Here is a 24,055-nt window from a genome sequence, read left to right as displayed (position 1 = left end):
GGACTGAGATTGAGCACAACGGACGAAGGCATCACCGACAACAGATCGGCGAGCCATCGAAGGCAACGAACGTTGTGACAGGTGCAAGGAATTACGATCATGAAAACTCAAGGCGTGTGGTGCAAATCGGCAATCGCTCTGGCATTGATTCTCTCCCTCGGCCTCACCGGCTGCAGCAGCGGTGGTGGCGGCCATAAAAGCAGCTCCGGCAGTTCCTCGGCGGACGGTACCGCCGGGACTGGCGGTACCTCGGGTACCGGCGGGACGGGTGGCACCGGCGATACCGCAGGCACGGGCGGCACTGGCAATACTGGCGGCACCGGAGGTACCGGTGGCACGGGAGGCACGGGAGGCACAGGTGATACTGCGGGCACTGGAGGTACCGGCGGCACGGGTGGCACGGGCGGCACAGGTGGCACCGATCCGACCAATCCAACCAATCCAACCAATCCGACCAATCCGACCAACCCGACAGATCCAACGGATCCAACCAACCCGACCAATCCAACCCCTTTGCCATTGGTCACCACCACACTGGTGCAGGATGTCGGCACCACCGTGGCGGGGGTCGGCGATGGCGTTGGCCAGATCGGCGACTCGCTGAGCAGCGTTCCTGTGGTCGGTGGCGTGGTACAGAGTGTGGCCAACACCGCTGGCAATGTCGTCACGACACTGGGTGACGGGGTGAGTAACGGCATTGGCAAACTGGCCACCGATCCTAACGGCCTGACCACCACTGTTGCTTCGGCCGGCGGTGTGGTCACGAATGTTGGCGACGGCGTCTCCGATCTCAGTGGCAAACTGGCGACGGCCACCAACAAAGTTCCGGTGGTGGGCGGTGTGGTTACCAAAGTCGCGCCGCTGCTCGACGGTGTCGGTGAGAAAGTCACCATGCTCGGCAATACGCTCGACACCACACTGACCAATGGCCCGACCAGCCAACTGACGAACAAACTCGGTGGCGGTCTGGTGCCGGTGATCGCGATGGTCGAAAGCACCACGGACAGACTCGGCGCCACCACCGGCCTTGGCGGTCCGCTCAAAGGCGTAGTTGCGCAAGTCGGCGGCGCCGTGAATACCTTGGGCGGCAAAGTCACCGTCGCGGGTAACGGCAATGCCTTGACCAACACAGTCGGCGGCGCGTTGAGCAATACCGGCACCGCCGTCGGCAAGGCCGGCGGTCTGGTGTCCAACGGCACCGGCTCGGGTACTGGCGGTGGAGTGGGTGGTGGTCTGGGCGCAGGCCTCGGCGGCACTGGCCTGCTGCAAACTGTCGGTGGTGCGGTAGTCAACGTCGGCGCAGGCTTGAATGCCGGAAACACCAATGGCGTGGTCAGCGCTGGGGGCGTTACGGCTGCAGGACTGGGTAATACCGTGGCCTCGCTCAACACCGTGTTGGGCGGATCGGGCACACCGATCACCGCGCCAACCTCACCTCTGGCCACCGTTGCCGGTGCCGTGGGGGCAGGCCTGAACCCGGTCACCAGCGCGGTTACCAACGTGACCCAACAAGTCGGCGCAGCTACCGGTATCGGTGCCCCCGTCGCCAGCCTCACCGGCCAGGTGGGCGGTGCGGTCAGCAGCATCGGCAGCAGCATTGCTGCAACCAATAACCCGGTCACCACCGCAGTCGGTGGTCTGGTCAACAACGTCGGCGGTACCGTCGCAGCAGTCGGTGGCCTGGTCAACGGAGGTGCCAGCGGGGGCGCCAGCGGGGGCTCGGGCAGCGGTGTCGGCGGTATCGTCGGCGGCCTGGTCAACACCTTGGGAGGCAACAAACGCTAAATTGCACCTGGCCGATTCGACGGCCTCACCTACAGCGCCTACGCTTGGTTGAGGGCGGAAGATTCCCACGAGTCTTCCGCCTTTTTTCTTAGGAGCAATCAGCCCTGCGCTGTGATCTGACCATGGAGTGTCCTATGCGCGTAATGGCATCCCTGCTGTTCCTCAGTCTCAGTTCCGCCGCCCTCGCCGATACCCTGCCCAGCTTTCTCAACAGCAACGAAACCATCCGCAATCTGCCCGTGCCGAACCTGCCAGCCGACGCCTATCGCCCGAACGCCACGCCGGTGCAAGTGCCGGACGCCGGTGCAGCCGCCGCGCAACCGCTGTCGATGGAGACCAGAATCAATCTGCAAACCGTGCAGATCGAAGGCGGAACCCTCTATCCGCTCAACGAACTCGCCGAAATCTATAAGCCTCTCATCGGTCACGAGACCCGTCTCGCCGATCTGATCGAAGCGACCCGCAACATCACCCGACGTTATCAGCAGGACGGTTACCTGCTGTCGTACGCGTTCTTGCCGCAGCAAAATTTCAATGACGGCGTGGCGCGCGTGGTGTTGGTGGAGGGCTATGTGCGCGATGTCCAGATGCAAGGCGATGTCGGCCGGGTCAAAGGTCTCATCGATAAACTGGCTGCGAAGATCCAGGCCGAACGGCCGCTGACCCGCAAGACTTTCGAGCGCTACACCACGCTGATGACGCGCATCCCCGGCGTAACGATCCAGGCCCAGGTGCCTCCGCCCGGCACCACCGACGGCGCCACCACGTTAATCGCCCAGGCCAGTCGCAAACCCTTTACCAGTACGCTGAGCACCACCGAAGACAACCGCAACGGCACCCAGGCCCTGTTCGGCGTCAGCAGCAATTCGCAGACCGCGATGGGTGAACAACTGACCCTCAGCGGCCTGTTTCCGCCAGGTGACGATCACGAACATTACTACCGCCTCGACTACAACCAGTTCATCAATGACGAGGGCGCACAACTCAACGTTTCCGCCTCACGCTACCGCGCCGATCCGAGTACCGAAGTCCTTATCGACGGCGGTGGACGACTCAGTACCCATCGTGAAAACGACCGCTACTCCATCGGTTTCACCCTGCCATTGATTGCCGCCTCCAACGAACTGCTGACCGCCGGCTCGCGTCTGTACGCGGTCGATGACAAGACCCGCTACAACGGCATCAACTTCCCGTTCAGCACCGAGTTTCGCACCGACGTACGCGCCCTGGCGTTCGAAGGCGACTGGCGCAAGGCCGATGCCCGGCAACTGCGTATTCTCAGCGGCGGTGTGTATCAGGGTTTCGACAGCCTGGGCGCGCACACCAACTACGACGACATCGCCCTCGATTTCTTCCGCGTGCGCCTGTCCGGCGTACAGAGCGACAAATTCCTCGACAACTGGCAAGGCGTACTGTCGGCCGCGCTGTACTGGAGCGACGACACCCTGCCCGACAGCGAGCGTGCAGTGTTCGGCGGACAGAACTTCGGTCGTGGTTATCCCGACGATCAAGCGTCCGGCGACAAGGGCTGGGGCGTGGCGTACGAGGTCAACTACAGCTTCAACCGCGACGGCAACTGGGTGCGCATCCTGCAACCGTATATCGTGCTCGATCGCTCGCGCAGCTGGTTCAACAAACTGCCGGTACAGGCCAACAATCTTTCATCGGCCGCGATCGGACTAAGGTTTGGTGACGCCAAGTACTACAACATCGCGCTCGAGGCGGCGAAGGCGATGTCGGATGAGGCCCTGGACACCTTCAACCGCAAGCCCCGGTACAGCATCAGTTTCAGTTATCAGTTGTGACTAGCAACACCCCTCAGCCGCTCGGTGAACTGAACAGCCGGAAGAAATTGGCCGGCTGGCAGGCCGCCTTCGCAAGCAGGCTCGCTCCTACAATGGACGGCGTGCATCTGCCAGAAATTGGTCGGCTGTCAGGCCTCCTTCGCGAGCAAGCTCGCTCCTACAATGGAGGGTGTGCATCTGCCAGAAATGGGTCGGCTGTCAGGCCGCCTTCGCGAGCAAGCTCGCTCCCACAATGGAAGGTGTACATCTGCCAGAAATGGGTCGGCTGGCAGGCCGCCTTCGCAAGCAAGCTCGCTCTCACAGAAGAGCAAAACGCGGATCGCCTCTGCTCTTCACCACTCAACAGGATGAGCGTTAGCTCGGCTGCCGCTCTTGATCTTGACTCACCGGCCGCGTCGGCAGGCTGAGTGGAGGGATTGATCCGGGGGTGGGAGCGCAGCGACCGTTTGGCGAAGCCAAACGCATCGAGAGGAGGTGCAGCGAAGCAAACCGTAGGCGATGCCCCCGGATCGATCCCGGAGCGAAGGAACCCCGAGCTTTAGCGAGTGGGCCGAACGTTGCGGCAAGCCTTTTTGGGTACTTTTTCGGCGTCTGGAAAAAGTGCCTCGCCGTAAGGGCGAAACCGCCAACAGCAACACCCGCAGCAACGGATATTCACCAAAAACCCCCAAAACACGGTCGGCCCAAAGGCCGCCGAGTCCCCCCTCAGCCAACCTGAACCTTAGGCTTGGGAAACAAATTATCCAAAGTCTCCAAAAGCCTGACGTGATAAATCGGCTTGCGAAACAGATCCAGCACCTGCAACCGCAACATATCGCTGACATCCTCCATATCCGCATGCCCCGACGTCACAATCACCGGCAAATGCTGCCGAGAAGTATGCTCACGCAAGCGCTTGATCAACGACATCCCGGACTCCTCCGGCATACGCAAATCAGTAATCACCAACGCGATATCGGGATGGCGAGTCAGATGATGCAACGCCAGCTTCACCGACGTTGCGGTATGACAGACAAACCCCTCACCCTCCAGCAATTCCGCCAGCTCCAGTAACGCGTCCTCTTCATCGTCAACCAGAAGCAACTGTTGGCGCGGCAGCGAGGAAGCAGTCATGGGCAATCCCTGAAAACTGAAAGTGAACCCGAGTGTAGCCCGGCATCAGCCGGGCATTGAGCTTCGTTCAGCTCAGGACGGCGGCGCGGGCGCTGTCACGGCTGTACCGCCAAGAGCCACCAGCAAATTATTGAACATGACCAATACGCGGCCGCCCACAGGCGTGACAAACACAATGACCACCACCGCCACCATCGCGACGACAATCGCATATTCGATCGCCGAGGCCGCTTCAGTATTGGCGAAGAAACCGCGGACACGCACCTTCAAGTAATCAAAGAGCATCGCCATTCTCCTCGCCAGTCAGGGCCTGGTGACCGCTGTGCCACCCAGCCCGGTCAGAATGTTGTTGAAGTAAGCCAGCACCCGGTTACCCAGCGGAGTGACAAAAGCCACAACGACCACGGCAACCATCGCCACCACGATCGCGTATTCGATCGCCGACGCCGCTTCTTCGTTTTTGACCAGCAGACGAACTCTGGCCATCAAATAATCGAGGATCATCCGACACATACGACCACTCCTTTGCGCCCATGGCGCCAATGTCACGCTGCAGCGGCAAAGACCCACCGTGCCATTTGAGCATTGTCAACAAAGCCCCACCCAACAACTGTAAGAACGGATTAATCACAAAGGATTAACCCGATCGGGGCTGCGCCAATTGCTGCTGTTAATTGGCCAAGACTCATACTTTCGTGGGTTATTTGCCTGTCACTAATGGCGTTTTGGCTTGGATCAGCTAGCGTGGAAATAGCGAAATAGTTGCATGTTCATAGCTGCCGGATTGGGAACTTCTCTCGTAAGCAAGTGCGGTGGGTAGTGCAGCAGGAAAGGGAGAGCCGTCATGAACAGTCGCGTCACCATGGGCCTTGCAGCCATTCTTCTGCTTGGAGCGATCTTCGTCGGTTATTGGGGACTGGTGCTCAGCCGCCAACCGGCACCCGTCGCCGAAGCGCCCGTTGCTCCAGTCGTCACCGTCGAAAAAACTGTCGCGATCGCCGAAGATCAGACACGCCAACCGGTGGTGGTGTTGCTCCACGATGTGCCGCCATTCACCGCGCTGACGGCTGCCGATGTCGCGGTGGAAAAACTGCGCAGTGCACCGGCCGGCAGCTTGAGCAATGTCGATCAGGCCATCGGCCGCACGCCGTGGCGGCACCTCAGCGCAGGCACCTGGCTGAATGATGAAAGCTTCACCGCCGGCGGTTCACTGGCACGCATGATTCACAGCGATGAACGCGCGCTCACCGTCGCCGTCGACGAAGTGATCGGTGCGGCCGGGCAACTGATTCCCGGTGATTACGTCGATGTGCTGCTGTATCTGCGCCAGGACACCAGCAACCTCGAACAGTCCGCGCAAATCGTCGTGCCGGCCATGCGCGTGCTCGGTGTTGGCGATCAGTATGGCCTGACCAACGATGGCCAACCCGCTTCACCGGCCCTGAGCGCCGAGGAAAAACTCAAACAGGATCAACGCCGAATCGCCGCGCGCACCGTGGTGCTGGCGGTGCCGGAACAACTGCTCAGTCGCCTGATGCTGGCAACGCAAGTCGGCACATTACGCCTAGCCGTACGCAGCAGTGAAGAACAACGCCTGGCCAAATACTGGGCCGGCGAACCTCAGGCGCCGGCACATCTGAACAGCGCCAACAGCCAACTCTTCCAGTTCACCCAACTGGCCTTGGGCGCCGGACCGAAAGCGCCTACTGGCGGTGGTTCCGGTGCAGCCCCGAGGCCTGCCGTGGAAATCATTCGCGGCAATCAGATCACCCAACAAAACCCATGACTGCGCAAGGATCCAAGGGCATGCAGAGTCGTTTCAGGCCGACATTCAAACCCGTGCTGCGCGCCCTGTTATTGATGGGCCTGTCGATGGACGCCGCGCTGGCGGCGGTCGGCAATTGCTCGGCACTCGGGCGCATGCCGCCGGTGATCGAAATCGGCGAAGGCTTTCAGCAGGACGTGCAATCGCCAGTGGCGATCACCCGTCTGGCGATCGGCGACCCGAAAATCGCCGACGTCCACGCCAACGGCAGTTCATCCTTTCTGCTCACCGGCGTCGCACCCGGCGCTACCAGCCTGATGGTCTGGACTTCGTGCTCGAGCGAGCCGCGCCAGAGCATGGTGTTCGTGCAGGGCGCTGCCACTGCAGCGTTGAGCAGCACGCTGCCCTCGGATGATCCGAGCCTGCCTTCGCAAGTGCAGACCGACATCCGTTTCGTCGAAGTCAGCCGCACCAAGCTCAAGGAAGCCACCGCCTCGCTGATCGGCACGCGCGGCAATTTCCTGTTCGGTTCGCCCGGCACCTTGCCACCGATTGACGGGGTACCGCAGCCACGTTTGCCGGTGGACAACTCGCTGTTCAACTTCTCGTGGATCGGCGGCAAGACCATGGCAATCATCAACGCCCTGGAAACCAGCGGCTTCGCCTACACCCTCGCGCGGCCGAGCCTGGTCGCGCTGAACGGGCAGAGTGCAAGCTTTCTGGCCGGCGGCGAAATCCCGATTCCGGTGCCCAGCTCCGGCAGCGACAGCGTGTCGATCGAGTACAAGGAATTCGGCATTCGCCTGACCCTGACGCCGACCATTATTGGCCGTGATCGCATCGCACTGAAGGTCGCTCCGGAAGTCAGCGAACTGGACTTCAGCAACGCCGTACAAATCGCCGGCACCACCGTGCCCGCCCTGACCATCCGCCGCACCGACACCAGCGTGTCACTCGGCGATGGCGAAAGCTTCGTCATCAGCGGCTTGATCAGCACAACCAACAGCTCGCAGGTGAACAAGTTTCCCGGCCTCGGCGATATCCCGGTGCTCGGCGCATTTTTCAAGGGATCGCAGATCAAACGCGAAGAACGCGAACTGCTGATGATCGTCACTCCGCACTTGGTGCAGCCATTGGCCGCCGACGCACAACTGCCGTCGTTACCGGGCGAAAAGCTGCGCAATTACGATCCGAATTTCTACCGCATGTTTTTCCTCGAGAACGGCAACTTCGACAAGCGCAGCGGGTTATCGCAATGAGCCAGAGCCTGAGCCAGACCTTTCTCGCCATCACCCGCAACAGCACCGATCTGGAGTGGCTGCAGGGCGCGCTCGCGCCGCTTGGTCAGGTGGTCAGCGCCGGTGGCGGCAGCCTCGACGAACTGCTGGCGCTGGTGGACGTGACCTTTGCCAACCTGGTCTTCGTCGGTCTGGATCGCGAGCATGTAGTCGCCCAGAGCGCGTTGATCGAAGGGGCGCTGGAAGCCAAACCGATGCTGGCGATCGTGGCCCTCGGCGACGGCATGGACAATCAGTTGGTGCTTAATGCGATGCGCGCCGGTGCCCGCGACTTTGTCGCCTACGGTTCGCGCTCCAGTGAAGTCGCCGGGCTGGTACGGCGCTTGAGCAAACGCTTGCCGCCAGTGGCGCCGAACACGCAACTGGGTGGCTTGACGGTCATGTATGGCGTGCAGAGCAGCTCCGACGGCGCACTGCTGGCCAACCACATGGCCTTGGTGGTGCAAAAGAGCGGTCAGCAAACCTTGTTGCTCGATCTCGGCTTGCCGCGCGGTGACAGCCTCGCCCTGCTCGGGCTTGAGAGTTCGTTTCACTTTGGCGATGCCTTGCGCCACTTGCGAAGGCTCGATGCCACGCTGATCGACAGCGCCTTCACCAGCGCCGAAGCCGGCCTGCGGATTCTTGCTTATGCCAGCAACGACGAGCCGCTGGAAAGCACCAGCGCCGCCGAGCTGTACATGCTGCTCAGCGCCTTGCGTCAACACTTTCAGCACATCGTCGTGAACCTCACCGGCCAAACCGATAGCGAAGCTTTGCGCACCTTTGTCAGCCACTGCGACAAGTTGCTCTGGTACACAGACCAGAACGTCCTCAACTGCCGACGCAACCTCGCCGTGCTCAATCTGTGGCGGGAAAAAGGCATGAAACTCGACCACGGGCGTCTGCTGATCGACCGCTATTTGAGCAACGTCGCGCCCAATTCGGAAACCCTCGGCAAGACCTTCAACCTGGAAGTGATCGCCACGCTGGCCCTCACCCCGGAAGTGCGCCTGAACGCGAAAAACCAGGGCGTCAGCCTGTTCGAACTGGCCCCGCGAGAAAAACTCACCCAGAGCCTGCGCGCCCTCGGCGAGCGTCTGGCGAAACGCTCCGAAGGCCTGGCCAAACCGAAAGCCACCTGGTTCGACCGCTTGCGAGGCACCTCATGAGCGCAGAAAAACTCTTCGGCGCGGCGCCCCGCAGTAGCACCGGCAACAGCGATCACGAAGGCCTGAAACTGGTCTTGCATCGCTACATCATCGACGCACTCGAAGAGTCCGGGAAAAACCTGCTGGAAGGTTCACGCCAGCAACTCGCGCAATTTGTCACCGACAAAGTCGCCGAATACATCGCGCGTTTGCACTTGGCGATATCGCGCTACGAAATGGAGCGGCTGGCCGAAGAGATCGTCGACGAGCTCACCGGTTTCGGTCCGCTGGAAGTGTTGCTGCGCGATCAGTCGGTGACCGAAATTCTGGTCAACGGCCCGCACCGGGTGTTCATCGAGCGCGACGGTGTACTGCACCAGAGTGACCTGCGTTTTATCGACGCGCATCACGTCGAACGCGTGATGCAGCGCATCCTCGCGCCGCTCGGTCGGCGCCTCGACGAATCCTCGCCGATGGTCGACGCACGCCTGCCGGATGGCAGTCGGGTCAACGCGATCATTCCGCCGATCGCCCTCGACGGTCCATGCCTGTCGATCCGTAAATTTCGCAAGGACATGCTCAAGAGCAGCGACCTGATGGCCATGCAAACCATCGACCTGTCGATCTTCGAGTTTTTCCAGGATGCGGTCGGCAAGCGCTGCAACATCCTCATCAGTGGCGGCACCGGCACCGGCAAGACCACACTGCTGAACATTCTCAGCCAGTTGATCAACCCGCACGAACGTCTGGTGACCATCGAAGACGTCGCCGAATTGCAACTCGGCCACCCGCACGTGGTGCGCCTCGAAACCCGGCCGCCGAACGCCGAAGGCCACGGGGAAGTGAAGGCCAGCGACCTGATCCGTAACGCCCTGAGGATGCGCCCCGACCGGATCATCCTCGGCGAGATTCGTGGCGTCGAAGTGGTCGACGTCCTCACCGCGATGAACACCGGTCACGACGGTTCGATGAGCACCGTGCACGCCAACAACGCCCAGGATGCCTTGCTGCGTCTGGAAACGCTGGTCGGACTGACCGGCCGTTCCATCGCCGAACGCACCCTGCGCCAGATGATCTGCGCCGCCCTCGACGTGATCATCCAGTTGACGCGCATGCCTGACGGGCGTCGCTGCGTCAGTGAAGTGGTGGAAGTGGTCGGTATTCGCGAAGACGTCTACGTCACCAACACCCTGTTTCGCCTCGACCGCCGTACCGGTTTCGGTTTCCTGCGCGAAGCCGTCAATCCGGCTGGCGACAAGCTGCGCCACGAAGCGCATCTGGGCTGACGCAAGGAGCTGCGAGCATGCTGGGACCGATCATTCTCATCGTTATCTGCCTGATGCTGCTGGGGCTGTCGATTCGCCTGTTCCTGCAAGGCCTGCGCAAGACTGCCACGGAAAAAGTCCTCAACCGGCTCGCAGCAGGGCAACCACAACTAGCGCCGGAAAAACCGGTCTGGGTCGGCCTGGAACGGATGTTTCTGCGCGCCGGACTGGGCCGTCCGACCGAGCGTTTCGGCCTGTGGCTGAGTCTGTGGGCGCTGGCGATGGTGCTGGGTTATGTTCTCGCCGACTGGGTCGGCCTGCTACTGATGATCGTCGTGCCGCCGCTGGCGTTGCGGCTGTACATCGCCTTCCTTTACCAACGCAGGATCAAACGCATGATCGAGCAATTGCCGCAGTTGCTCGACCACACCGTACGCAGCCTGAAGTCCGGGCGCACGCTGAGCGACGCAGTCATGGGCGGTATCGAAGCCAGTGAAGACCCGCTGAAAAAAGCCATGGGCCGGGTCCAGCGCAATGTGCAACTGGGCGTGAATTTGCCCGACGCCGTCAGCGACTTTGCCGAACTGTATGAACAGGACGAACTGCGCATGTTCGCCCTCGGCCTGAAGGTCAATCATCGCTACGGCGGCAACGCCAGCGAGCTGCTGGAAAACCTGATCAAACTGATCCGCGAACGCGACCAGGGCGCCCGGCAACTGCGCGCGCTGACCGGTGAAACACGCATGACCGCTTGGGTACTCGGTTCGTTGCCGTTGTTGCTGGTGAGTTACTTCATGCTGACCAACCCCGGCTACATGCTCGGCATGTGGAACGATGCGAGCGGCCAGCACATGTTGATCAGCGCCGCCGTGCTGCAAGTGTTCGGCAGTCTGGCGCTGTGGCGCATGTTGCGGAGCGTCTGACATGGTCTACCTCGCCGCTCTCATGTTGCTGCTTGGCGCCCTGCTACTCGTGGTCAATCACTTGCTCACCGAACGGCGTCGGGTGCGTCAGGTCAATCAACGCCTGCAAGGGCATCTGGTGCGCGAGAACCGTTTCGGCAGTTGGCTGCGCGCACTGGGCAGCAGCAAGTTTGGCCAGCGCTCGGTGAGCATCGACAGCGAAACCCAAACCCTGCTCAACCGCCTCGGCTGGCGCCGCGCCAACGAACGCGCGCTGTTCGCCGCCTGCCAGATCGGCACGCCACTGCTGACATTGGGCTTGGCCATTTTTCTCCAGGAAGTGTTCTTTCCCCAGGCCAGCAACCGCTGGATCGTCCCCATGCTCGCCACCGGCGGCGGTTATCTGCTGCCCAAACGCTTGCTGGCGTATGCGGCGGCACGCCGGCAGAAAACCATTGCGGTGGAGGTTTCGACGTTCATTCCGCTGCTGCGCATCCTCTTCGAATCCGGCATGGCCGTCGAACAGGCCCTGCGCGTGCTCAGCATTGAAGCGCAGAAGCTGCTGCCGGAACTGACCAGCGAATTGCGCCTGATCCTGACCCGTGTCGACTCCGGTCTGGAACTTGGCCAGGAGTTGAACAAAGCGGCGGTGATGCTCGCCGTGGACGAATTCAGCGACACCTGCGTGATCCTCCAGCAACTGATTCAACAGGGCGGCGGCGCGATGAAATCGCTGCTGGCGCTCAAGCAATTGCTGGATGACCGGCGCCTGACGCGCCTGCAGGAATACATCTCGAAAATGTCGGCGAAGATGTCGGTGGTGATGATGCTGTTTCTGTTTCCGGCACTGCTGATCGTCCTCGCCGGCCCGGGCTTCACCGCGATTGCCCGGGCGTTCGCCAACTGACCTTGCTCATGGAGAGCGTTTGATGAAAGTACTGATAGTCATGGCAAGTCTGTTGCTGCTCGGCGGTTGCGCCACCGACGGCCAGGCCCCTTGGACAGCGCTGCTGGCACCGAGCAGTTGCAGCAAAATGACCCAGGAGCAGGAACTGGCCCTGAACCTCGCGGACGACCTGGCCAACGACGGCAAACTGCACGCCAGCCTGGCCAACCTGCAAAGCCTGCCGGACACCATCAGCGAAGTGCGCCTGCGCAAAGCCAAGGTCTACCGCCTGCTCGGCCGCAGCGAAGCCGAGCCGCTGTACCGCGGCCTGCTCGGCGGCTGCCTGACCGCCGAAGCCGAACACGGCCTCGGCCAACTCTACGCCGCCCGTGGCGACAACGGCCAGGCCCAGGCCCACCTGCAGCGCGCCGCCCGCCTGGCCCCCACCGACGAAAAAATCCGCAACGACCTCGGCGTGGTCTACCTCAACCAACTGCGCCTCAACGACGCGCGCTTCGAGTTCCTCACCGCCATCGAACTCAAGCAGAACAACCAACTGGCAACGCTGAACATGGTCACCCTGCTGCTGTACCAGAACGACTGGCCACAAGCCGCGGAAATCGTCAGCCGCGCGAAACTGACTCCGGAACAATTCACCGAAGCCCAGCAACGCGCAGAAAAACTCAAAGCCCCGGTCAAGGCCAAACCGGCCACCAGCAACCAAGTGGCCGCCGTCGCCGACCCGTTGCCGTCGTCGCTCAAATAAGGAGACAGCCATGCAATTCTTCAAAGGCCTGTGCTACCTGACCCTGCTCAGCCTGCCGCTCAGCGCCGCCGCCATCGACGCCGGCCCCGCCTCGGCGCAGCAACAGGAAACCGAAGGCTGGCTGGTCCTGCAAAGCCGCAACAAAGCCGCCTCGCCCAAGCCACAAACGGCGACCGCGACCGAACGGGATCTGGCGATGCAGCGGTGGCTGAAGAAGTACAAATATGAGATTCCGGATTTTTATGATCCGGATGCGGGTGGGAAGATCGAGAGCAGGAATTAGTGATGTGCTGACCTTGCGAGCGCTTTCGCGAGAAGGCTCGCTCCCACCTTTTGAAATGCACTCCACCTGTGGGAGCGAGCCTGCTCGCGAAGAACGAGGACGCGGTCTGCCTGCCAGATCAGGTCTGCGGATCTACCCGATCAAATGCCCGGTTTACCGCCAGCTCAGCCAGCATGATGATCTGCTGAATCGCCAATGCCGTATTGCGCTCCGGCCGGGCCAACTGATCGGCAAAGTTACCCGCCAGCGTGTTCGCCGAAGCCAGGGATTCGCAGGCGTGGGCGAGCAGGCTTTCGGTATCGATTTTCGGGTGAATGAGGAACATCGTGCTGGGCTGGCGGGGTTTTGCAGGTTCGGGACAGAGGTAGAAGTCCAGAGCGCGCTTGATGGCTTCGCGGTTTTTGGCAAGGTTGTCGACGCGGATGGCTTCTTCGAGCGGGGTGGTGGATTCGTTGGGTGGGTCGGGGATCAGTTTGTCCATATCAACTCCTACTTGGCTGAGGAGCCACCTTTGTCGTTTCCACACGACAAAAGGTGGCAGCTGTACGCAGGGTGGAAAACCGATAAGTAGGCAACCGGCCAGACCGAAGCCTGCCCGCGCACAGCCGCCGCGACACAGTTTGCAGACGAAAGAAGACGCCGACAATGATTGCGGTAGCGATGCAACGCATCTACTTGAAATTCAGGTTTCCACACCCGGTCGCTGAATTGGCAGCGACAGCCAGAGACTAGAGAGCGCACGTCCGACGGACAACCTGAAAACCGTGTGGGAAGGTTCCGGTTATCTGCCACAAATTTAAACAGCCAAAAGCCAACCCTCACCCTAGCCCTCTCCCAGAGGGAGAGGGGACTGACCGTGGTGTTTGGGAGAGCTACGTCGACGTGAAATACCGAGTCGGACTCAGATTCTGAAACAGATCAAAAGCCCCTCACCCTAGCCCTCTCCCAGAGGGAGAGGGAACTGACCGTGGTGTTTGGGAGAGCTACGCCGACGTGAAATACCGAGTCGGACTCAGATTCTGAAACAGATCAAAAGCCCCTCACCCTAGCCCTCTCCCAGAGGGAGAGGGAACTGACCGTGGTGTTTGGGAGAGCTACGCCGACGTGAAATACCGAGTCGGACTCAGATTCTGAAACAGATCAAAAGCCCCTCACCCTAGCCCTCTCCCAGAGGGAGAGGGAACTGACCGTGGTGTTTGGGAGAGCTACGTCGACGTGAAATACCGAGTCGGACTCAGATTCTGAAACAGATCAAAAGCCCCTCACCCTAGCCCTCTCCCGGAGGGTGAGGGGACTGACCGAGTTGTCTGGGAGAGCTACGCCGACGTGAAATACCGAGTCGAATTCAGATTTTGAAACAGATCAAAAGCCCCTCACCCTAGCCCTCTCCCGGAGGGCGAGGGGACTGACCGAGTTGTCTGGGAGAGCTACGCCGACGTGAAATACCGAGTCGAATTCAGATTTTGAAACAGATCAAAAGCCCCTCACCCGCTCCTAACCACTCAACAGGATGAGCGTTAGCTCGGCTGCAGCTCTTGATCTTGCTGTGCTGGCCCCTTCGGCAGGCTGAGTGGAGGGATTTATCCGGGGCTGGGAGCGCAGCGACCGTTTGGCGAAGCCAAACACATCGAGAGGAGGTGCAGCGAAGCAAACCGTAGGCGATGCCCCCGGATAGATCCCGGAACGAAGGAACCCCGAGCCCTAGCGAGGGGCCGAACGCCGGGGCCTAGCCTTTTGGTTACTTTTTGGCGTCTGAAAAAGTGACCCGCTGTAAGAGCGGAACCGCCAGCCGCAACACCCGCAGAAACGGATATTCACCCAAACCAACCACAACATGGTCGGCCCACAGGCCGCCAAGTCAATGCGCCGTAACCCGCTGCCGAGAAGCAGAAGCGCTAGGCGACAAAGCCAAAGCCAACTGCGTCCGATTATGCATATGCGTCAACCGCAACACCTGCGAAACATAAAGCTTCACCGTGTTCTCGGTAATCCCCAACTCACAGGCAATCTGATAATTGGTCTGCCCTTTGCCCACCAACCGCGCCACATCCAATTGCCGCGGCGACAACTGATTGAAAATCGCCGGCATCTCCAGCGCCTCAGCCTCACCCGCCTGCGCCACATCACGAGCCGAAGCCGGACTGCGCCGCACCTTGTCCAGATCCTGATACAGGTCATCGATCGACTCAGACAAATACTGCAACTTCTGATTCAAATGCCCCAGTTGCAGATTCTTCTGCCGCTCCTGCAGAGCAACCTCCTGACGCCGCACACCTTCGAGCAACTCATCCAGATCAATCGGCTTCTGATAGTAATCGGCAATCCCGGCACGCAATGCCTTGATCACGTCCTGCTTGTCAGCACGCCCCGTGAGCATGATCGCTTCAAAAGCCCGATGCTTGCCCGCCAGTCGCTGCAACTCCTGAATCAACTGAATGCCATCCATGTCCGGCATGTGCAGATCACTCAGCACCAGACCGATCTCCGCGTCCTCACTGAAACGCTCGATCGCCTGCGCACTGGACTCACACGGCACACAGCGATAACCGCTACTTTCAAGAAACTCGCACAACTCCTCCACAATCAACGGCTGATCGTCGACCACGAGGACTTTTACCGCAGACGTAAGCTTGTTCACGTGCTACTCCATGTCCCAGGCCAAAGCTGACCATTCCTGTACTGCCAGCCTTTGGCTGTATAACCAGTTCCTTTGAAAGTAGACGTACTTTCCGACTATGTACATAGAACTAGTGGCGCTTGGCGACTAATGGATCCAAAGCAGAACAAGCATCGTTCCAATCAGCACAAACGGTGCAAATGGCAGCTTTTTTGACATCATTGGCCCCAAATATCGCAGACGATCTCTAAGCCCTTGACTCATATGAAGCCAGACTCTTGGCGCCAGCAGCATCCAGACCACGCTGGCGAGCCCAGCGCCAATAAATACCCCAAGAATGAACAGACCGTCTGTCGCAAGTCCCAGAGCTGTCATTAACTTCACATCGCCGGCGCCCATGCGCCCGATGAGAAAACCCGGCAGGGTCAGTGCCAGCGCAATCAGGCAGGCCCAACCGCCCTGCCCCGCATCAGCGCCCAGCCAAGTGCTGCCGGTGCACACCAGCCAGATCAGCGCCAGCGCGGCGACGCCGAGGGTCAGAGCATTGGCAATGCGGCGCTGGCCGGCGTCTTGCGCCGCGCACAGCACCAGCCAGATCAGGAGGATAAAACTGTGCATCCGGTAAAAACCGTCCGTTTTTGCTGAATGATTCTATGCTGATACTACGCAGTGACAGTCAGGGTAGACGCACTCATGAAAACCGGCTTTCGGAAGTCGCAAAAAGGTGCGGTGGCGATCGAGTTCGCCTTGGTGTTCATCATCTTTTTCGCCGTGTTTTACGGTCTGGTCAGTTACAGCCTGCCCTTGGTGATGATGCAATCGTTCAATCAGGCCACGTCCGAAGCGGTACGCCGCAGCGTCGCGGTCGATCCCAACACGCCCAACTATTCAACGGTCGTGCTCAACACCGCAAACGCGACACTGACTCAGCAATTGTCCTGGATTCCGCCGGTCTTCAATCTGGTGGTCGGCGTTGATACCAGCAGCCAATACAGCCCGTCAGGCCTGCTGACGGTGCGCGTGGATTATCCGGTCAGCAAGTTGAATCAGGTCATGCCGTTCCTGGTGCTTCCGGTCGTTGGTACCGTGCCCAGTCTGCCCACCTATCTGACCGCCAAATCGAGTCTGCAATTTTGACGTCGGGGGACAAGCTCTTCGGGCGCCTGCTCAAACGCACACTGCCCGCCGCCCACGAGTTGCCCGACCCGCTCGGCTCACCCGCCACAGGTTTGCACCTGTACCTCAACGACGACGCTGGCGTGCTGCATATCGCTGGCCCTTTACGTCATCTGCTGGCGCAGCACAAACCCCACAATCAGCCCTTGCCATTGAGCGCCTACCTGTTGCCGCACAGCACATTGGCCATCGAAGGTCGGCCGAGGGAGTGGCAAGGGCTACTGCTCGATCTCGACTTCTCGGGCTTGGGCGAGCAGCCCTTGCACTTGCGTGGCTGGGTCCAGCCGCAGGGCGAAGGCTGGCTGTTGCAGTTGATCGATATCGCCGACTTGCTGCTCGAACGCCAGCAGTCGCGCCAGCGTGACGCCTGCCAATTGATTGCCGGGCAGATCAGCGAACAGTTGCGCGCGTGCAGCCAGCTGCGGTTGCCGGTGATCGTCAGCGAACAACTGCAGGTGATTGCCCAGCGCTGGCACATTCCATGTGTGGCGCTGGCGTTGCTCGATGATGAGGCACAGGGCTGGCAGATTTATCGCCAGTACCGCGGCCACGATGCGCCGAGCCTGTGGCATGACGGCCAGCGTCTCGGCACGCCGCTGGACAGCCTCAACGGTGCCGCGCCACAGCGTGTCGGCGCGCACCATGGCCTCGACGAACATTCGCGGGTGCAGGCCTTGTTCGGCAGTGCCGAAGGATTTGCAGTGCCCTATAGCGATGAACGCGGTGTGGAGGCCTGGCTGCTCTGCGGGTTTTATTCCGTGGACAGCGCCGCGCCGTACCTGAACGAACGCGATTGGTTGGCGCTGCACGCTGCGCTGGCCGGGCCGCTGCTCGGGCGTCTGCGCGAACAGCAACATCATCTGCAACTGGAGCGCATCGAAGCGCTGCAAACCCTCCTCGGCACCGGCTGGTGGGAGATCCTTGCAGGCGACGACAACATTCAACTGGCGCCCGCGCTGGCCGCCGCCCTGAAAGTGCCCCCAGGCGGGTTAGCGCTGCAAGACTGGCTCACGCAGATCCATCCCGCCGACCGCGATGAGTTGCGCAGCCGTCTCCAGGCTTTGCGACAACACGGTGAAGCCCTGACGCTTTCAGTGCGCCTGCGCGACGGCGATCCCGCGCAGGCGCCCACGTGGTATCGCGTGCAAGGTCAACTGATTGGCAACGCTGAGCACCGACGGCTGGTCGGCTTCATGCTCGACATCAGCGACATCCAGAACCAGCAACAACGGGCCGCCGCCGCACATGCGCGGCTCGACAACCTGATTGCCAGTTCGCCCGCAGTGATTTACGTCCAGCAGTACCACGAAGGTGCGCTGATTCCGGCGTTTTTCAGTGCCAGCCTGCAACCCTTGCTGGGCTGGAGCCTCGAGGACTGTGGCGACGGCGCACTGGTCGAGATGATCCATCCCGAGGACCGTGAGCTGTATTTCGCCCGCAGTCGCCAGTTGCTGCGCGAAGGTTCGGTGCGCGCGCGTTATCGGTTGCGCGACCGTAGCGGCGATTATCACTGGCTGCTTGATGAAGCCAAACTGCTGCGCAATGACCTTGGCCTGCCGGTGGAGGCGATCGGCCTGTGGCTGGACGTCACCGAAGCGACCCTGGCAGCCGAGCAGGTGAAAAAGAGTGAAGAGCGCTACCGGATTCTGGTGGAGGACTCACCGGCGATGATCTGCCGCTACCGCCCCGACCTGATTCTGACCTTCGGCAACCGGCCGCTGGCGATGTATCTGGAATGCACGCCGGAAGAGTTGCCGGGGGTCGATCTGGGCAGTTGGATGTCCGACGAACAACGTGCCGCCTTCGTCCAGCGCCTCGGATCACTGACGGCGGAGCACCCGGTGAGCACCACAGAAATCAGTCTGCAACTGCCCGGCCGCGAACACGCCTGGTGGGTCTGGTCCGATCGCGGCGTGTTCGATGAACACGGCCAGTTGATCGAAGTGCAAGCGGTGGGCCGCGACAACACCGAAGTACGCCGCTCGCAACAGCAACTCACGCAAAGTGCGAAAATGGCCACCCTCGGTGAAATGGCCACCGGCCTGGCCCACGAAATCAACCAGCCGTTGAACGTGATGCGCATGGCCATCGTCAACGTGCTCAAGCGCCTGGGCAACGGCGATGTACAGATCGATTACCTGACCGACAAGCTCAACCGCATCGACGCGCAGGTGCAGCGCGCAGCAAAAGTGGTCGATCACATGCGCGTGTTCGGTCGGCGATCGGAGATTGAGCAGCAACTGTTCAACCCGGCGTCTGCTATCGAAGGCACGCTGTCGCTACTGGCCGAAGGCATGCGCGGCAAAGGCGTGGATTTGCGCATCAGCGAGACCGGCTTCGAGGTGCAAGTGCGCGGTTACGTCGATCAGCTTGAACAAGTGCTGATCAATCTGATGGTCAACGCCCGGGATGCGTTGCTGAGCAAACGCGAGAAGGATTCAAGTTTCAAGCCGTGGATTTCAATCTACGCCGAACGCGATGAGCAGAACGTGCGGCTGTGGGTCGAAGACAACGGTGGCGGTATCGATCCGCGCTTGCTGGAGCGGATCTTCGAGCCGTTTTTCACCACCAAACCCATCGGCGTCGGCACCGGGCTGGGGCTGTCGGTGAGCTACGGCATCATCGACAACATGGGTGGCCAGTTGAGCGTACGCAACTCGCTGGAGGGCGCGCGGTTCTGCATCGAGCTGCCGATCGCCCCGGACACCTAGATCACCAGATAGGCCTTGCCGGTCTGGCCGCAGGTCATGTTGGCGCCGACGTCGACGTCCATCAGGTTGATGCCCAGGCCTTTGAGCAGGTTGTTCAGCAACGGGTCGAGCAACGGGCTGAGTGCCCCGGTGACCACCGGTAACAAGCGGTTGGTGACATCACTGATCAGCGAGGCGACGCCGGTGACGATGGCACCCAATGGATTACTGCCCTGCGGTTTGTAGACGATCAGGTTGATGCCCGCGAGGGTGCTCGACAGGCTGCCGACGATATTGTTGGTCGGCACGGCGGGCAGCACACTCGGCGGCAGTTTCAGGTTGGCCGGAGTGGCGAACGGTGTGCTGCTGGAGAACACCAGGTCTTGCGAGTTTTGCGCGACGCTGGTGTCGAGCATGATGCCGATGCCACCCGCGCCATAAGGAACATGGGTAGCGGGATCACAAGTGCCGAGCAACAAGATCTTGTGGCAGGTGACGATGCCCAGATCGATCAACGCTAAAGGCGCCACCGTCGGTTCGGCGGCGGAAGAAAAGGCGTTGGTCGGATCGATCTTGCCAAGCTTCAGGTCAGCGATTGAGGTAACCGTGTGTGCGGTCAGACTCTTGGTGCCGGTGGTCCCCGTCGGACAACTGTAATCAGTGACATAACTTTTGGCGCCGCCGGCATCCAGGCTGATGTCGATTTGCGGTGACGGCAGCAATTGCGGATCAAGCTGCTCGCAACCGGCGCCCAACAGGCACAGGACGGAATTGAGCGTACTGACCAGGTTCAGGCTCAGCAGCGCGTTGAGGGTCGGGGTCAGTCCACCCACCAGCCCCAGCACGGCATTGGTCAGACCGGTAACGCCACTGAGCACCGGCAGATTCAATGAAATCATCGTGCGGATCTGCGCAGTTCGGACATAGATCCGATCAGGCCCCAGTGGATTGACCTTGGCCCGCGCCGGATCACCAATCGCAGAGAACTGCGGCGGCTCGATCACTTTCACCCGCACCGTGACATTCGCCAGCCCGAGCACACTGATCGGCAACGTCGCCGCCACCGCACTCTTGCTGTTGGCCAGTTGCACCACGCCCTGAATCAACTGCAGCAGTTGCAGATTGGCATCCAGCCCCGCCGATGTAGTCCCTGTCTGCAACTGAAGAATGTCACCCAGCTTGACCGGCGCCGCGTTGATCGCCGCCACCTGCAACTGGCCCAGCGCGGTGATCACCTGAGCGGTCGCACCATTGAGTTGCACCACCGTCGCCGCCGCCTGAATCAGTTGCGTCACGGTGGCCTGGGTGTTGAGCAACTGCGTGTAGTTGCCGGCGGCGACGTTGAGATTGATCGCCAACTGATCAAGGTATTTGAGCAAGTTGATGTCGGTGTTGAGCAATCCATTCCAGCCCAGTGCGGTGAGATTGACGTTACCGCCAAGCAAACCGGAAAACAGCGGATTGAGGATGTTCGACTGGGCAGTATCGATGCTCGCCAGGGTGCTGCGAATATTCAGTTGGGCCACCGTCGGCTGCGGTTTGGCGGCCACCGCCGTGGCATTGAGCGTGGTGTTGAGACTGACCGGTGTGCCACTGAACAAGGCCTGTACGCCACCGGCAAAACTGGAGGTCACCGTGCGACTGGCGACCACTTTGACCGCGGCTGCTTGAGTGGCATCTACCGCGAACGTGCGCAGGCCGGTCGCGGCGGTCACCAGCGTGCCGCAGGTGGTGGCGAGGGTGTTGCCGGCATCGACGATGAAGCCATTGCGCACCGCGCTTTGTCCGGCGTAACTGGCGGCGCTCAGGCCCGGCAGGCAATTGCCGCCACGACTGACCGCTTCGAGGGCGGCATTGTCGACCACCCGCTGCAATTTGCGTTGCTCCATGTACAAGCGGCCGGTGTCGACCACCAGCAACATCATCACCACCGCCAGACTGAGGGTCGCAGCCGCCATCAATCCGATCGCCCCCTGTTGCCGGGCCGGGCTGGTGAATCGCGAACGAGGCGACATGGCACACTCCTTTGCCGCTAGCTCCATTGGTGCAACTGAGTGTAGACGCGCCTAATGGCAACGCGCCATTTCGAACAGACAAACATCCCTGTGGGAGCGAGCCTGCTCGCGAAGGCGTCGTGTCAGATAAATAACAGTGGAATGACACCCTGCTTTCGCGAGCAGGCTCGCTCCCGCATTGGAATTCAGGGTGGAACAAAAAAATGGGAGCTCAACAGCTCCCACTTTTTATCCGATTCAGCGCGGTGGATAGTTGGTCAGAATTCGCGTGACCGTTTCGCGGATGGCATTGCTGCGATCTTCGGGATTGGGTTTGCTGGCGAGCATCTGTTCATCGCTGCCGCGCCACACCAGTTTGCCGTCCTTGCCGTCGAGCAGGTCGATCTGGATGGTCGCGACCTTGTAGGTGATGTTGCGCGTTTCGTTGTACATCGGTGCGCCCCAGTAACCGTTCCACGGACCGCCCCAGCCGCCGCCGTAGTTGGTCGTCACTTGCTGCTGACGATCCTCGACGATCAGGTAGGTCTGCACATTCAAGTCAGCTTTGGTGCCCGCAGCGGCCGGTCGCAAGCCGCGCTGGTCGAGCTGATCGGCCACGGCCTGGCGGATGCGTTGCTCGGTCAGGTCACTCTTGATCCGTGGATCATCGGGACGATATTGCAGGGCGGGATCTTTCCAGCTCCAGTTGCGATAGGCAGCAAAATCGCGGCTGGCATCGAAGTCATGATTGACCTGGTTGGCGGCGCAGGCGCTAAGCAGCGCGGCCATGGCCAGTAAAGCGAGACGGCGGAACATGGTTTTTCTCCGTTTGAAGACATGAACCTGCTAGAGCTTCTCATTTGCCGGAAGCTAACCGGGAGGATACGCCGACATGGCCTTTTCCACAGCCTCGCGGATCGAATCGGTACGATCGATTTCGCTGCCCTTGTTCGCGGTTTCGGCACTGGCACTCCAGACTGGTTGCCCACTGCCGGCGTCGAACAGGTTGACCTGTACCACCACGACCTGCTCGGAATAGGTGCGCACGATCGGCACTGTGTTGTACATGCCGTAACCGCGACCATATCGATCGTAGCCGCCGTAACCGCCGCCGTAATAACCGTAGTCGTCCTGAACCTGACGCAAGCGGGTTTCCAGGCGCAGATTGGCGCTGACCAACAGGTCGGCCGGGCGATTGTCGTGCAATGGACGCAAACCGCGCTGATCCAGCGCATTGCTCACCGCTTCGGCCACTTGCGCCGAGTCCGCCCACGCCGTGCCCGGCGGCAGTTGCCCGTTGAGCCAGGCCCAACTGCGGTAGCGTGCGTAATCACGCGGAGGCGCCGGGTACGCACTGCGGTCGAAGGTGGTGGCGGCTTGCGCCGGCGCCGGTGGCAAGGGCCGCGATTGCGCCACGTACGGGTTGCTGCTCTGGCAAGCAGCCAACCCCAGACAGATCAGCAGTAACCCGGATTGAGCTTTCATGTTGCGCTCCGATCAGATCGGCCGGCAGATCCAGTGCAAGTAGCGCCCAAGCCCGGCGAAGCTTGGGTGACGACGGTGAGCGAGCTCCATCTCGAGCAAATCCGCGAGTTCGGCGCGGGACTGGAATTCCACTGGCATATAGTCATGGAAAACGCGGATCCCGCTTTGGGTTTCGACCTGCCACAGGCCGTCGAGTTGCGTTGCCAATTCCCGTGGGTCAAGCGGCTGCTGCGGGGTCAGGCTCTGCTTTTCGCCGGCCATGTCGTTCTTGCGCATTTTCTTGAAATGGCCTTTGAGCAGGTTGCGATAGATCAGCGCATCACGGTTGTAGAACGCCAGCGACAGCCAGCCACCGGGTTTGGTCAGTTGATGCAGCACCGGCAGGATTGCGTGGGGTTCAGCCAACCATTCCAGCACGGCATGGCAGATCACCAGATCGTACGGTTCGGTGAGTTGGCCGAGCAGTTCCTGCCACGATGCCTGAATGAACGTAGCGGTTTGCCCGGCTTCGGCGAAACGCTGGCGCGCGCCTTCGAGCATCGGCGCGGCCGGTTCGGTGAAGGTCACCTCATGGCCGCGCTCGGCCAGCCACAGCGACATGTGGCCGAGGCCGCCACCGATGTCCAAAATGCGCAACGGACGATCCGGCAACGCTTCGGCGAGGTCAGCCTGCAACACTGCAAGACGAATCGCGCCTTTGGCACCGCCGTAGATTTTTTCGGCGAAACGCGTCGCCAACTGGTCGAAATGCCGGTCGCTCATCAGCTGAACCGCCGTTCGCTGTCGGCGAGCTTGGCGCGCACCACTTCATTCATGTCCAACCCCAACTCGCTGCACAGCAGCAACAGATACAACACGATATCGCCGACTTCCTGGCCGGCATGGGCGAGCTTGTCAGCGGGCAACTGGCGCGACTGGTCTTCCGTCAGCCACTGGAAGATTTCCACCAGTTCGGACATCTCGACGCTGGCCGCCATGGCCAGATTTTTCGGGCTGTGAAATTGCCGCCAGTCATTGCGGTCGCGAATGGCGTGCAGGCGTTCGGTCAGTTCAACAAGGTTCATCGGGCTCTCCTGAAGGCTTATAGCTTCGGGGGGA

23 protein-coding genes are annotated in these 24,055 nt (G+C 60.8%); 12 read left to right on the top strand and 11 right to left on the bottom strand.

Going from position 1 to position 24,055, the window contains the following annotated elements; all coding sequences use genetic code 11:
• Positions 1 to 99: 99 nt before the first annotated feature.
• On the top strand, positions 100 to 1,785 hold the full coding sequence (locus ACZZ0G_RS15200; RefSeq protein ID WP_463556671.1) for a collagen-like triple helix repeat-containing protein: 1,686 nt from the start codon (positions 100 to 102) through the stop codon (positions 1,783 to 1,785).
• Positions 1,786 to 1,919: 134 nt separating this feature from the next.
• Positions 1,920 to 3,590, top strand: coding sequence for a ShlB/FhaC/HecB family hemolysin secretion/activation protein (locus ACZZ0G_RS15195; RefSeq protein ID WP_463556670.1), 1,671 nt, complete (start codon positions 1,920 to 1,922; stop codon positions 3,588 to 3,590).
• A gap of 705 nt (positions 3,591 to 4,295) precedes the next feature.
• On the opposite strand, the gene ACZZ0G_RS15190 is transcribed toward ACZZ0G_RS15195, so the two are convergent.
• The 3 genes from ACZZ0G_RS15190 to ACZZ0G_RS15180 form a co-directional block, all read right to left on the bottom strand.
• Positions 4,296 to 4,703, bottom strand: coding sequence for a response regulator (locus ACZZ0G_RS15190; protein ID WP_463397800.1), 408 nt, complete (start codon positions 4,701 to 4,703; stop codon positions 4,296 to 4,298).
• A gap of 72 nt (positions 4,704 to 4,775) precedes the next feature.
• Positions 4,776 to 4,988: a Flp family type IVb pilin gene (locus ACZZ0G_RS15185; protein WP_463556669.1), complete on the bottom strand. Its 213-nt coding sequence runs from the start codon at positions 4,986 to 4,988 to the stop codon at positions 4,776 to 4,778.
• Between the two features lie 18 nt (positions 4,989 to 5,006).
• Positions 5,007 to 5,216: a Flp family type IVb pilin gene (locus ACZZ0G_RS15180; protein ID WP_007914649.1), complete on the bottom strand. Its 210-nt coding sequence runs from the start codon at positions 5,214 to 5,216 to the stop codon at positions 5,007 to 5,009.
• A gap of 331 nt (positions 5,217 to 5,547) precedes the next feature.
• On the opposite strand from ACZZ0G_RS15180, the gene cpaB reads away from it, so the two are divergent.
• Genes cpaB through ACZZ0G_RS15140 form a run of 8 tightly spaced genes read left to right on the top strand, consistent with a single transcriptional unit; the run spans position 5,548 to position 12,995 of the window.
• Positions 5,548 to 6,489 (top strand): Flp pilus assembly protein CpaB, encoded by a 942-nt coding sequence (gene cpaB / locus ACZZ0G_RS15175; RefSeq protein ID WP_463556668.1) that lies wholly within the window; start codon positions 5,548 to 5,550, stop codon positions 6,487 to 6,489.
• Between the two features lie 20 nt (positions 6,490 to 6,509).
• The gene (locus tag ACZZ0G_RS15170; protein ID WP_463397803.1) at positions 6,510 to 7,727 is read left to right on the top strand and encodes a type II and III secretion system protein family protein; all 1,218 of its coding nucleotides are present in this window, start codon (positions 6,510 to 6,512) and stop codon (positions 7,725 to 7,727) included.
• Positions 7,724 to 8,914 carry a pilus assembly protein gene (locus ACZZ0G_RS15165; RefSeq protein ID WP_463556667.1) on the top strand — a complete coding sequence of 397 codons (1,191 nt, stop codon included), beginning with the start codon at positions 7,724 to 7,726 and terminating at the stop codon, positions 8,912 to 8,914. The genes ACZZ0G_RS15170 and ACZZ0G_RS15165 overlap by 4 nt, the downstream gene beginning before the upstream one ends.
• A complete protein-coding gene (locus ACZZ0G_RS15160) occupies positions 8,911 to 10,179 on the top strand; it encodes a CpaF family protein (RefSeq protein ID WP_463556666.1) in 1,269 nt (422 codons plus the stop codon). The genes ACZZ0G_RS15165 and ACZZ0G_RS15160 overlap by 4 nt, the downstream gene beginning before the upstream one ends.
• Positions 10,180 to 10,196: 17 nt before the next feature.
• On the top strand, positions 10,197 to 11,081 hold the full coding sequence (locus ACZZ0G_RS15155) for a type II secretion system F family protein (protein ID WP_463556665.1): 885 nt from the start codon (positions 10,197 to 10,199) through the stop codon (positions 11,079 to 11,081).
• A 1-nt stretch (position 11,082) separates the two neighbouring features.
• Positions 11,083 to 11,967, top strand: a complete 885-nt coding sequence (locus ACZZ0G_RS15150; RefSeq protein WP_463556664.1) for a type II secretion system F family protein — start codon at positions 11,083 to 11,085, stop codon at positions 11,965 to 11,967.
• A gap of 22 nt (positions 11,968 to 11,989) precedes the next feature.
• The gene (locus ACZZ0G_RS15145) at positions 11,990 to 12,712 is read left to right on the top strand and encodes a hypothetical protein (RefSeq protein WP_463556663.1); all 723 of its coding nucleotides are present in this window, start codon (positions 11,990 to 11,992) and stop codon (positions 12,710 to 12,712) included.
• 10 nt (positions 12,713 to 12,722) lie between these two features.
• Entirely contained in the window at positions 12,723 to 12,995 is a 273-nt protein-coding gene (locus ACZZ0G_RS15140) for a DUF3613 domain-containing protein (protein ID WP_463397809.1), read from the top strand.
• Positions 12,996 to 13,113: 118 nt separating this feature from the next.
• Here ACZZ0G_RS15140 and ACZZ0G_RS15135 read toward each other — a convergent pair whose 3' ends face one another.
• From ACZZ0G_RS15135 to ACZZ0G_RS15125, 3 genes are all read right to left on the bottom strand, one after another.
• Complete coding sequence (locus ACZZ0G_RS15135) at positions 13,114 to 13,476, bottom strand: DUF6124 family protein (protein ID WP_463556662.1); 363 nt, start codon at positions 13,474 to 13,476, stop codon at positions 13,114 to 13,116.
• 1,377 nt (positions 13,477 to 14,853) lie between these two features.
• Positions 14,854 to 15,633: a response regulator transcription factor gene (locus ACZZ0G_RS15130; RefSeq protein WP_463556661.1), complete on the bottom strand. Its 780-nt coding sequence runs from the start codon at positions 15,631 to 15,633 to the stop codon at positions 14,854 to 14,856.
• Between the two features lie 126 nt (positions 15,634 to 15,759).
• Positions 15,760 to 16,230, bottom strand: a complete 471-nt coding sequence (locus tag ACZZ0G_RS15125; RefSeq protein WP_463556660.1) for a prepilin peptidase — start codon at positions 16,228 to 16,230, stop codon at positions 15,760 to 15,762.
• Positions 16,231 to 16,305: 75 nt separating this feature from the next.
• On the opposite strand from ACZZ0G_RS15125, the gene ACZZ0G_RS15120 reads away from it, so the two are divergent.
• Both ACZZ0G_RS15120 and ACZZ0G_RS15115 read left to right on the top strand, forming a co-directional pair.
• On the top strand, positions 16,306 to 16,749 hold the full coding sequence (locus ACZZ0G_RS15120) for a TadE/TadG family type IV pilus assembly protein (protein ID WP_463397813.1): 444 nt from the start codon (positions 16,306 to 16,308) through the stop codon (positions 16,747 to 16,749).
• Entirely contained in the window at positions 16,746 to 19,499 is a 2,754-nt protein-coding gene (locus tag ACZZ0G_RS15115) for a PAS domain-containing sensor histidine kinase (protein ID WP_463556659.1), read from the top strand. Before ACZZ0G_RS15120 ends, ACZZ0G_RS15115 begins: the two co-directional genes overlap by 4 nt.
• Here the strand turns inward: ACZZ0G_RS15115 and ACZZ0G_RS15110 are convergent.
• The 5 genes from ACZZ0G_RS15110 to ACZZ0G_RS15090 form a co-directional block, all read right to left on the bottom strand.
• Entirely contained in the window at positions 19,496 to 21,493 is a 1,998-nt protein-coding gene (locus ACZZ0G_RS15110) for a pilus assembly protein TadG-related protein (RefSeq protein WP_463556658.1), read from the bottom strand. The genes ACZZ0G_RS15115 and ACZZ0G_RS15110 overlap by 4 nt on opposite strands.
• 237 nt (positions 21,494 to 21,730) lie before the next feature.
• Positions 21,731 to 22,288, bottom strand: coding sequence for a DUF4136 domain-containing protein (locus tag ACZZ0G_RS15105; protein WP_463397816.1), 558 nt, complete (start codon positions 22,286 to 22,288; stop codon positions 21,731 to 21,733).
• Between the two features lie 54 nt (positions 22,289 to 22,342).
• Positions 22,343 to 22,957 carry a DUF4136 domain-containing protein gene (locus tag ACZZ0G_RS15100; RefSeq protein ID WP_463556657.1) on the bottom strand — a complete coding sequence of 205 codons (615 nt, stop codon included), beginning with the start codon at positions 22,955 to 22,957 and terminating at the stop codon, positions 22,343 to 22,345.
• Positions 22,958 to 22,969: 12 nt separating this feature from the next.
• Entirely contained in the window at positions 22,970 to 23,719 is a 750-nt protein-coding gene (locus ACZZ0G_RS15095) for a methyltransferase (RefSeq protein ID WP_463556656.1), read from the bottom strand.
• Positions 23,719 to 24,021 (bottom strand): MazG-like family protein, encoded by a 303-nt coding sequence (locus ACZZ0G_RS15090; RefSeq protein WP_007914625.1) that lies wholly within the window; start codon positions 24,019 to 24,021, stop codon positions 23,719 to 23,721. The genes ACZZ0G_RS15095 and ACZZ0G_RS15090 overlap by 1 nt, the downstream gene beginning before the upstream one ends.
• Positions 24,022 to 24,055 lie beyond the last annotated feature (34 nt).

It is taken from the genome of Pseudomonas sp. AC169, assembly GCF_979258515.1.
Note: the sequence above shows the minus strand (reverse complement) of the source record. Positions and strands in the feature narration are given on the sequence as shown.

What these genes read in the sequence shown, in the direction of transcription:
- ACZZ0G_RS15200 (WP_463556671.1), top strand. Translation starts at nt 100, where the DNA reads ATGAAAACTCAAGGCGTGTGGTGCAAATCGGCAATCGCTCTGGCATTG.
- ACZZ0G_RS15195 (WP_463556670.1), top strand. Translation starts at nt 1,920, where the DNA reads ATGCGCGTAATGGCATCCCTGCTGTTCCTCAGTCTCAGTTCCGCCGCC.
- ACZZ0G_RS15190 (WP_463397800.1), bottom strand. Translation starts at nt 4,703, where the DNA reads ATGACTGCTTCCTCGCTGCCGCGCCAACAGTTGCTTCTGGTTGACGAT.
- ACZZ0G_RS15185 (WP_463556669.1), bottom strand. Translation starts at nt 4,988, where the DNA reads ATGCTCTTTGATTACTTGAAGGTGCGTGTCCGCGGTTTCTTCGCCAAT.
- ACZZ0G_RS15180 (WP_007914649.1), bottom strand. Translation starts at nt 5,216, where the DNA reads ATGTGTCGGATGATCCTCGATTATTTGATGGCCAGAGTTCGTCTGCTG.
- cpaB (WP_463556668.1), top strand. Translation starts at nt 5,548, where the DNA reads ATGAACAGTCGCGTCACCATGGGCCTTGCAGCCATTCTTCTGCTTGGA.
- ACZZ0G_RS15170 (WP_463397803.1), top strand. Translation starts at nt 6,510, where the DNA reads ATGCAGAGTCGTTTCAGGCCGACATTCAAACCCGTGCTGCGCGCCCTG.
- ACZZ0G_RS15165 (WP_463556667.1), top strand. Translation starts at nt 7,724, where the DNA reads ATGAGCCAGAGCCTGAGCCAGACCTTTCTCGCCATCACCCGCAACAGC.
- ACZZ0G_RS15160 (WP_463556666.1), top strand. Translation starts at nt 8,911, where the DNA reads ATGAGCGCAGAAAAACTCTTCGGCGCGGCGCCCCGCAGTAGCACCGGC.
- ACZZ0G_RS15155 (WP_463556665.1), top strand. Translation starts at nt 10,197, where the DNA reads ATGCTGGGACCGATCATTCTCATCGTTATCTGCCTGATGCTGCTGGGG.
- ACZZ0G_RS15150 (WP_463556664.1), top strand. Translation starts at nt 11,083, where the DNA reads ATGGTCTACCTCGCCGCTCTCATGTTGCTGCTTGGCGCCCTGCTACTC.
- ACZZ0G_RS15145 (WP_463556663.1), top strand. Translation starts at nt 11,990, where the DNA reads ATGAAAGTACTGATAGTCATGGCAAGTCTGTTGCTGCTCGGCGGTTGC.
- ACZZ0G_RS15140 (WP_463397809.1), top strand. Translation starts at nt 12,723, where the DNA reads ATGCAATTCTTCAAAGGCCTGTGCTACCTGACCCTGCTCAGCCTGCCG.
- ACZZ0G_RS15135 (WP_463556662.1), bottom strand. Translation starts at nt 13,476, where the DNA reads ATGGACAAACTGATCCCCGACCCACCCAACGAATCCACCACCCCGCTC.
- ACZZ0G_RS15125 (WP_463556660.1), bottom strand. Translation starts at nt 16,230, where the DNA reads ATGCACAGTTTTATCCTCCTGATCTGGCTGGTGCTGTGCGCGGCGCAA.
- ACZZ0G_RS15120 (WP_463397813.1), top strand. Translation starts at nt 16,306, where the DNA reads ATGAAAACCGGCTTTCGGAAGTCGCAAAAAGGTGCGGTGGCGATCGAG.
- ACZZ0G_RS15110 (WP_463556658.1), bottom strand. Translation starts at nt 21,493, where the DNA reads ATGTCGCCTCGTTCGCGATTCACCAGCCCGGCCCGGCAACAGGGGGCG.
- ACZZ0G_RS15105 (WP_463397816.1), bottom strand. Translation starts at nt 22,288, where the DNA reads ATGTTCCGCCGTCTCGCTTTACTGGCCATGGCCGCGCTGCTTAGCGCC.
- ACZZ0G_RS15100 (WP_463556657.1), bottom strand. Translation starts at nt 22,957, where the DNA reads ATGAAAGCTCAATCCGGGTTACTGCTGATCTGTCTGGGGTTGGCTGCT.
- ACZZ0G_RS15095 (WP_463556656.1), bottom strand. Translation starts at nt 23,719, where the DNA reads ATGAGCGACCGGCATTTCGACCAGTTGGCGACGCGTTTCGCCGAAAAA.
- ACZZ0G_RS15090 (WP_007914625.1), bottom strand. Translation starts at nt 24,021, where the DNA reads ATGAACCTTGTTGAACTGACCGAACGCCTGCACGCCATTCGCGACCGC.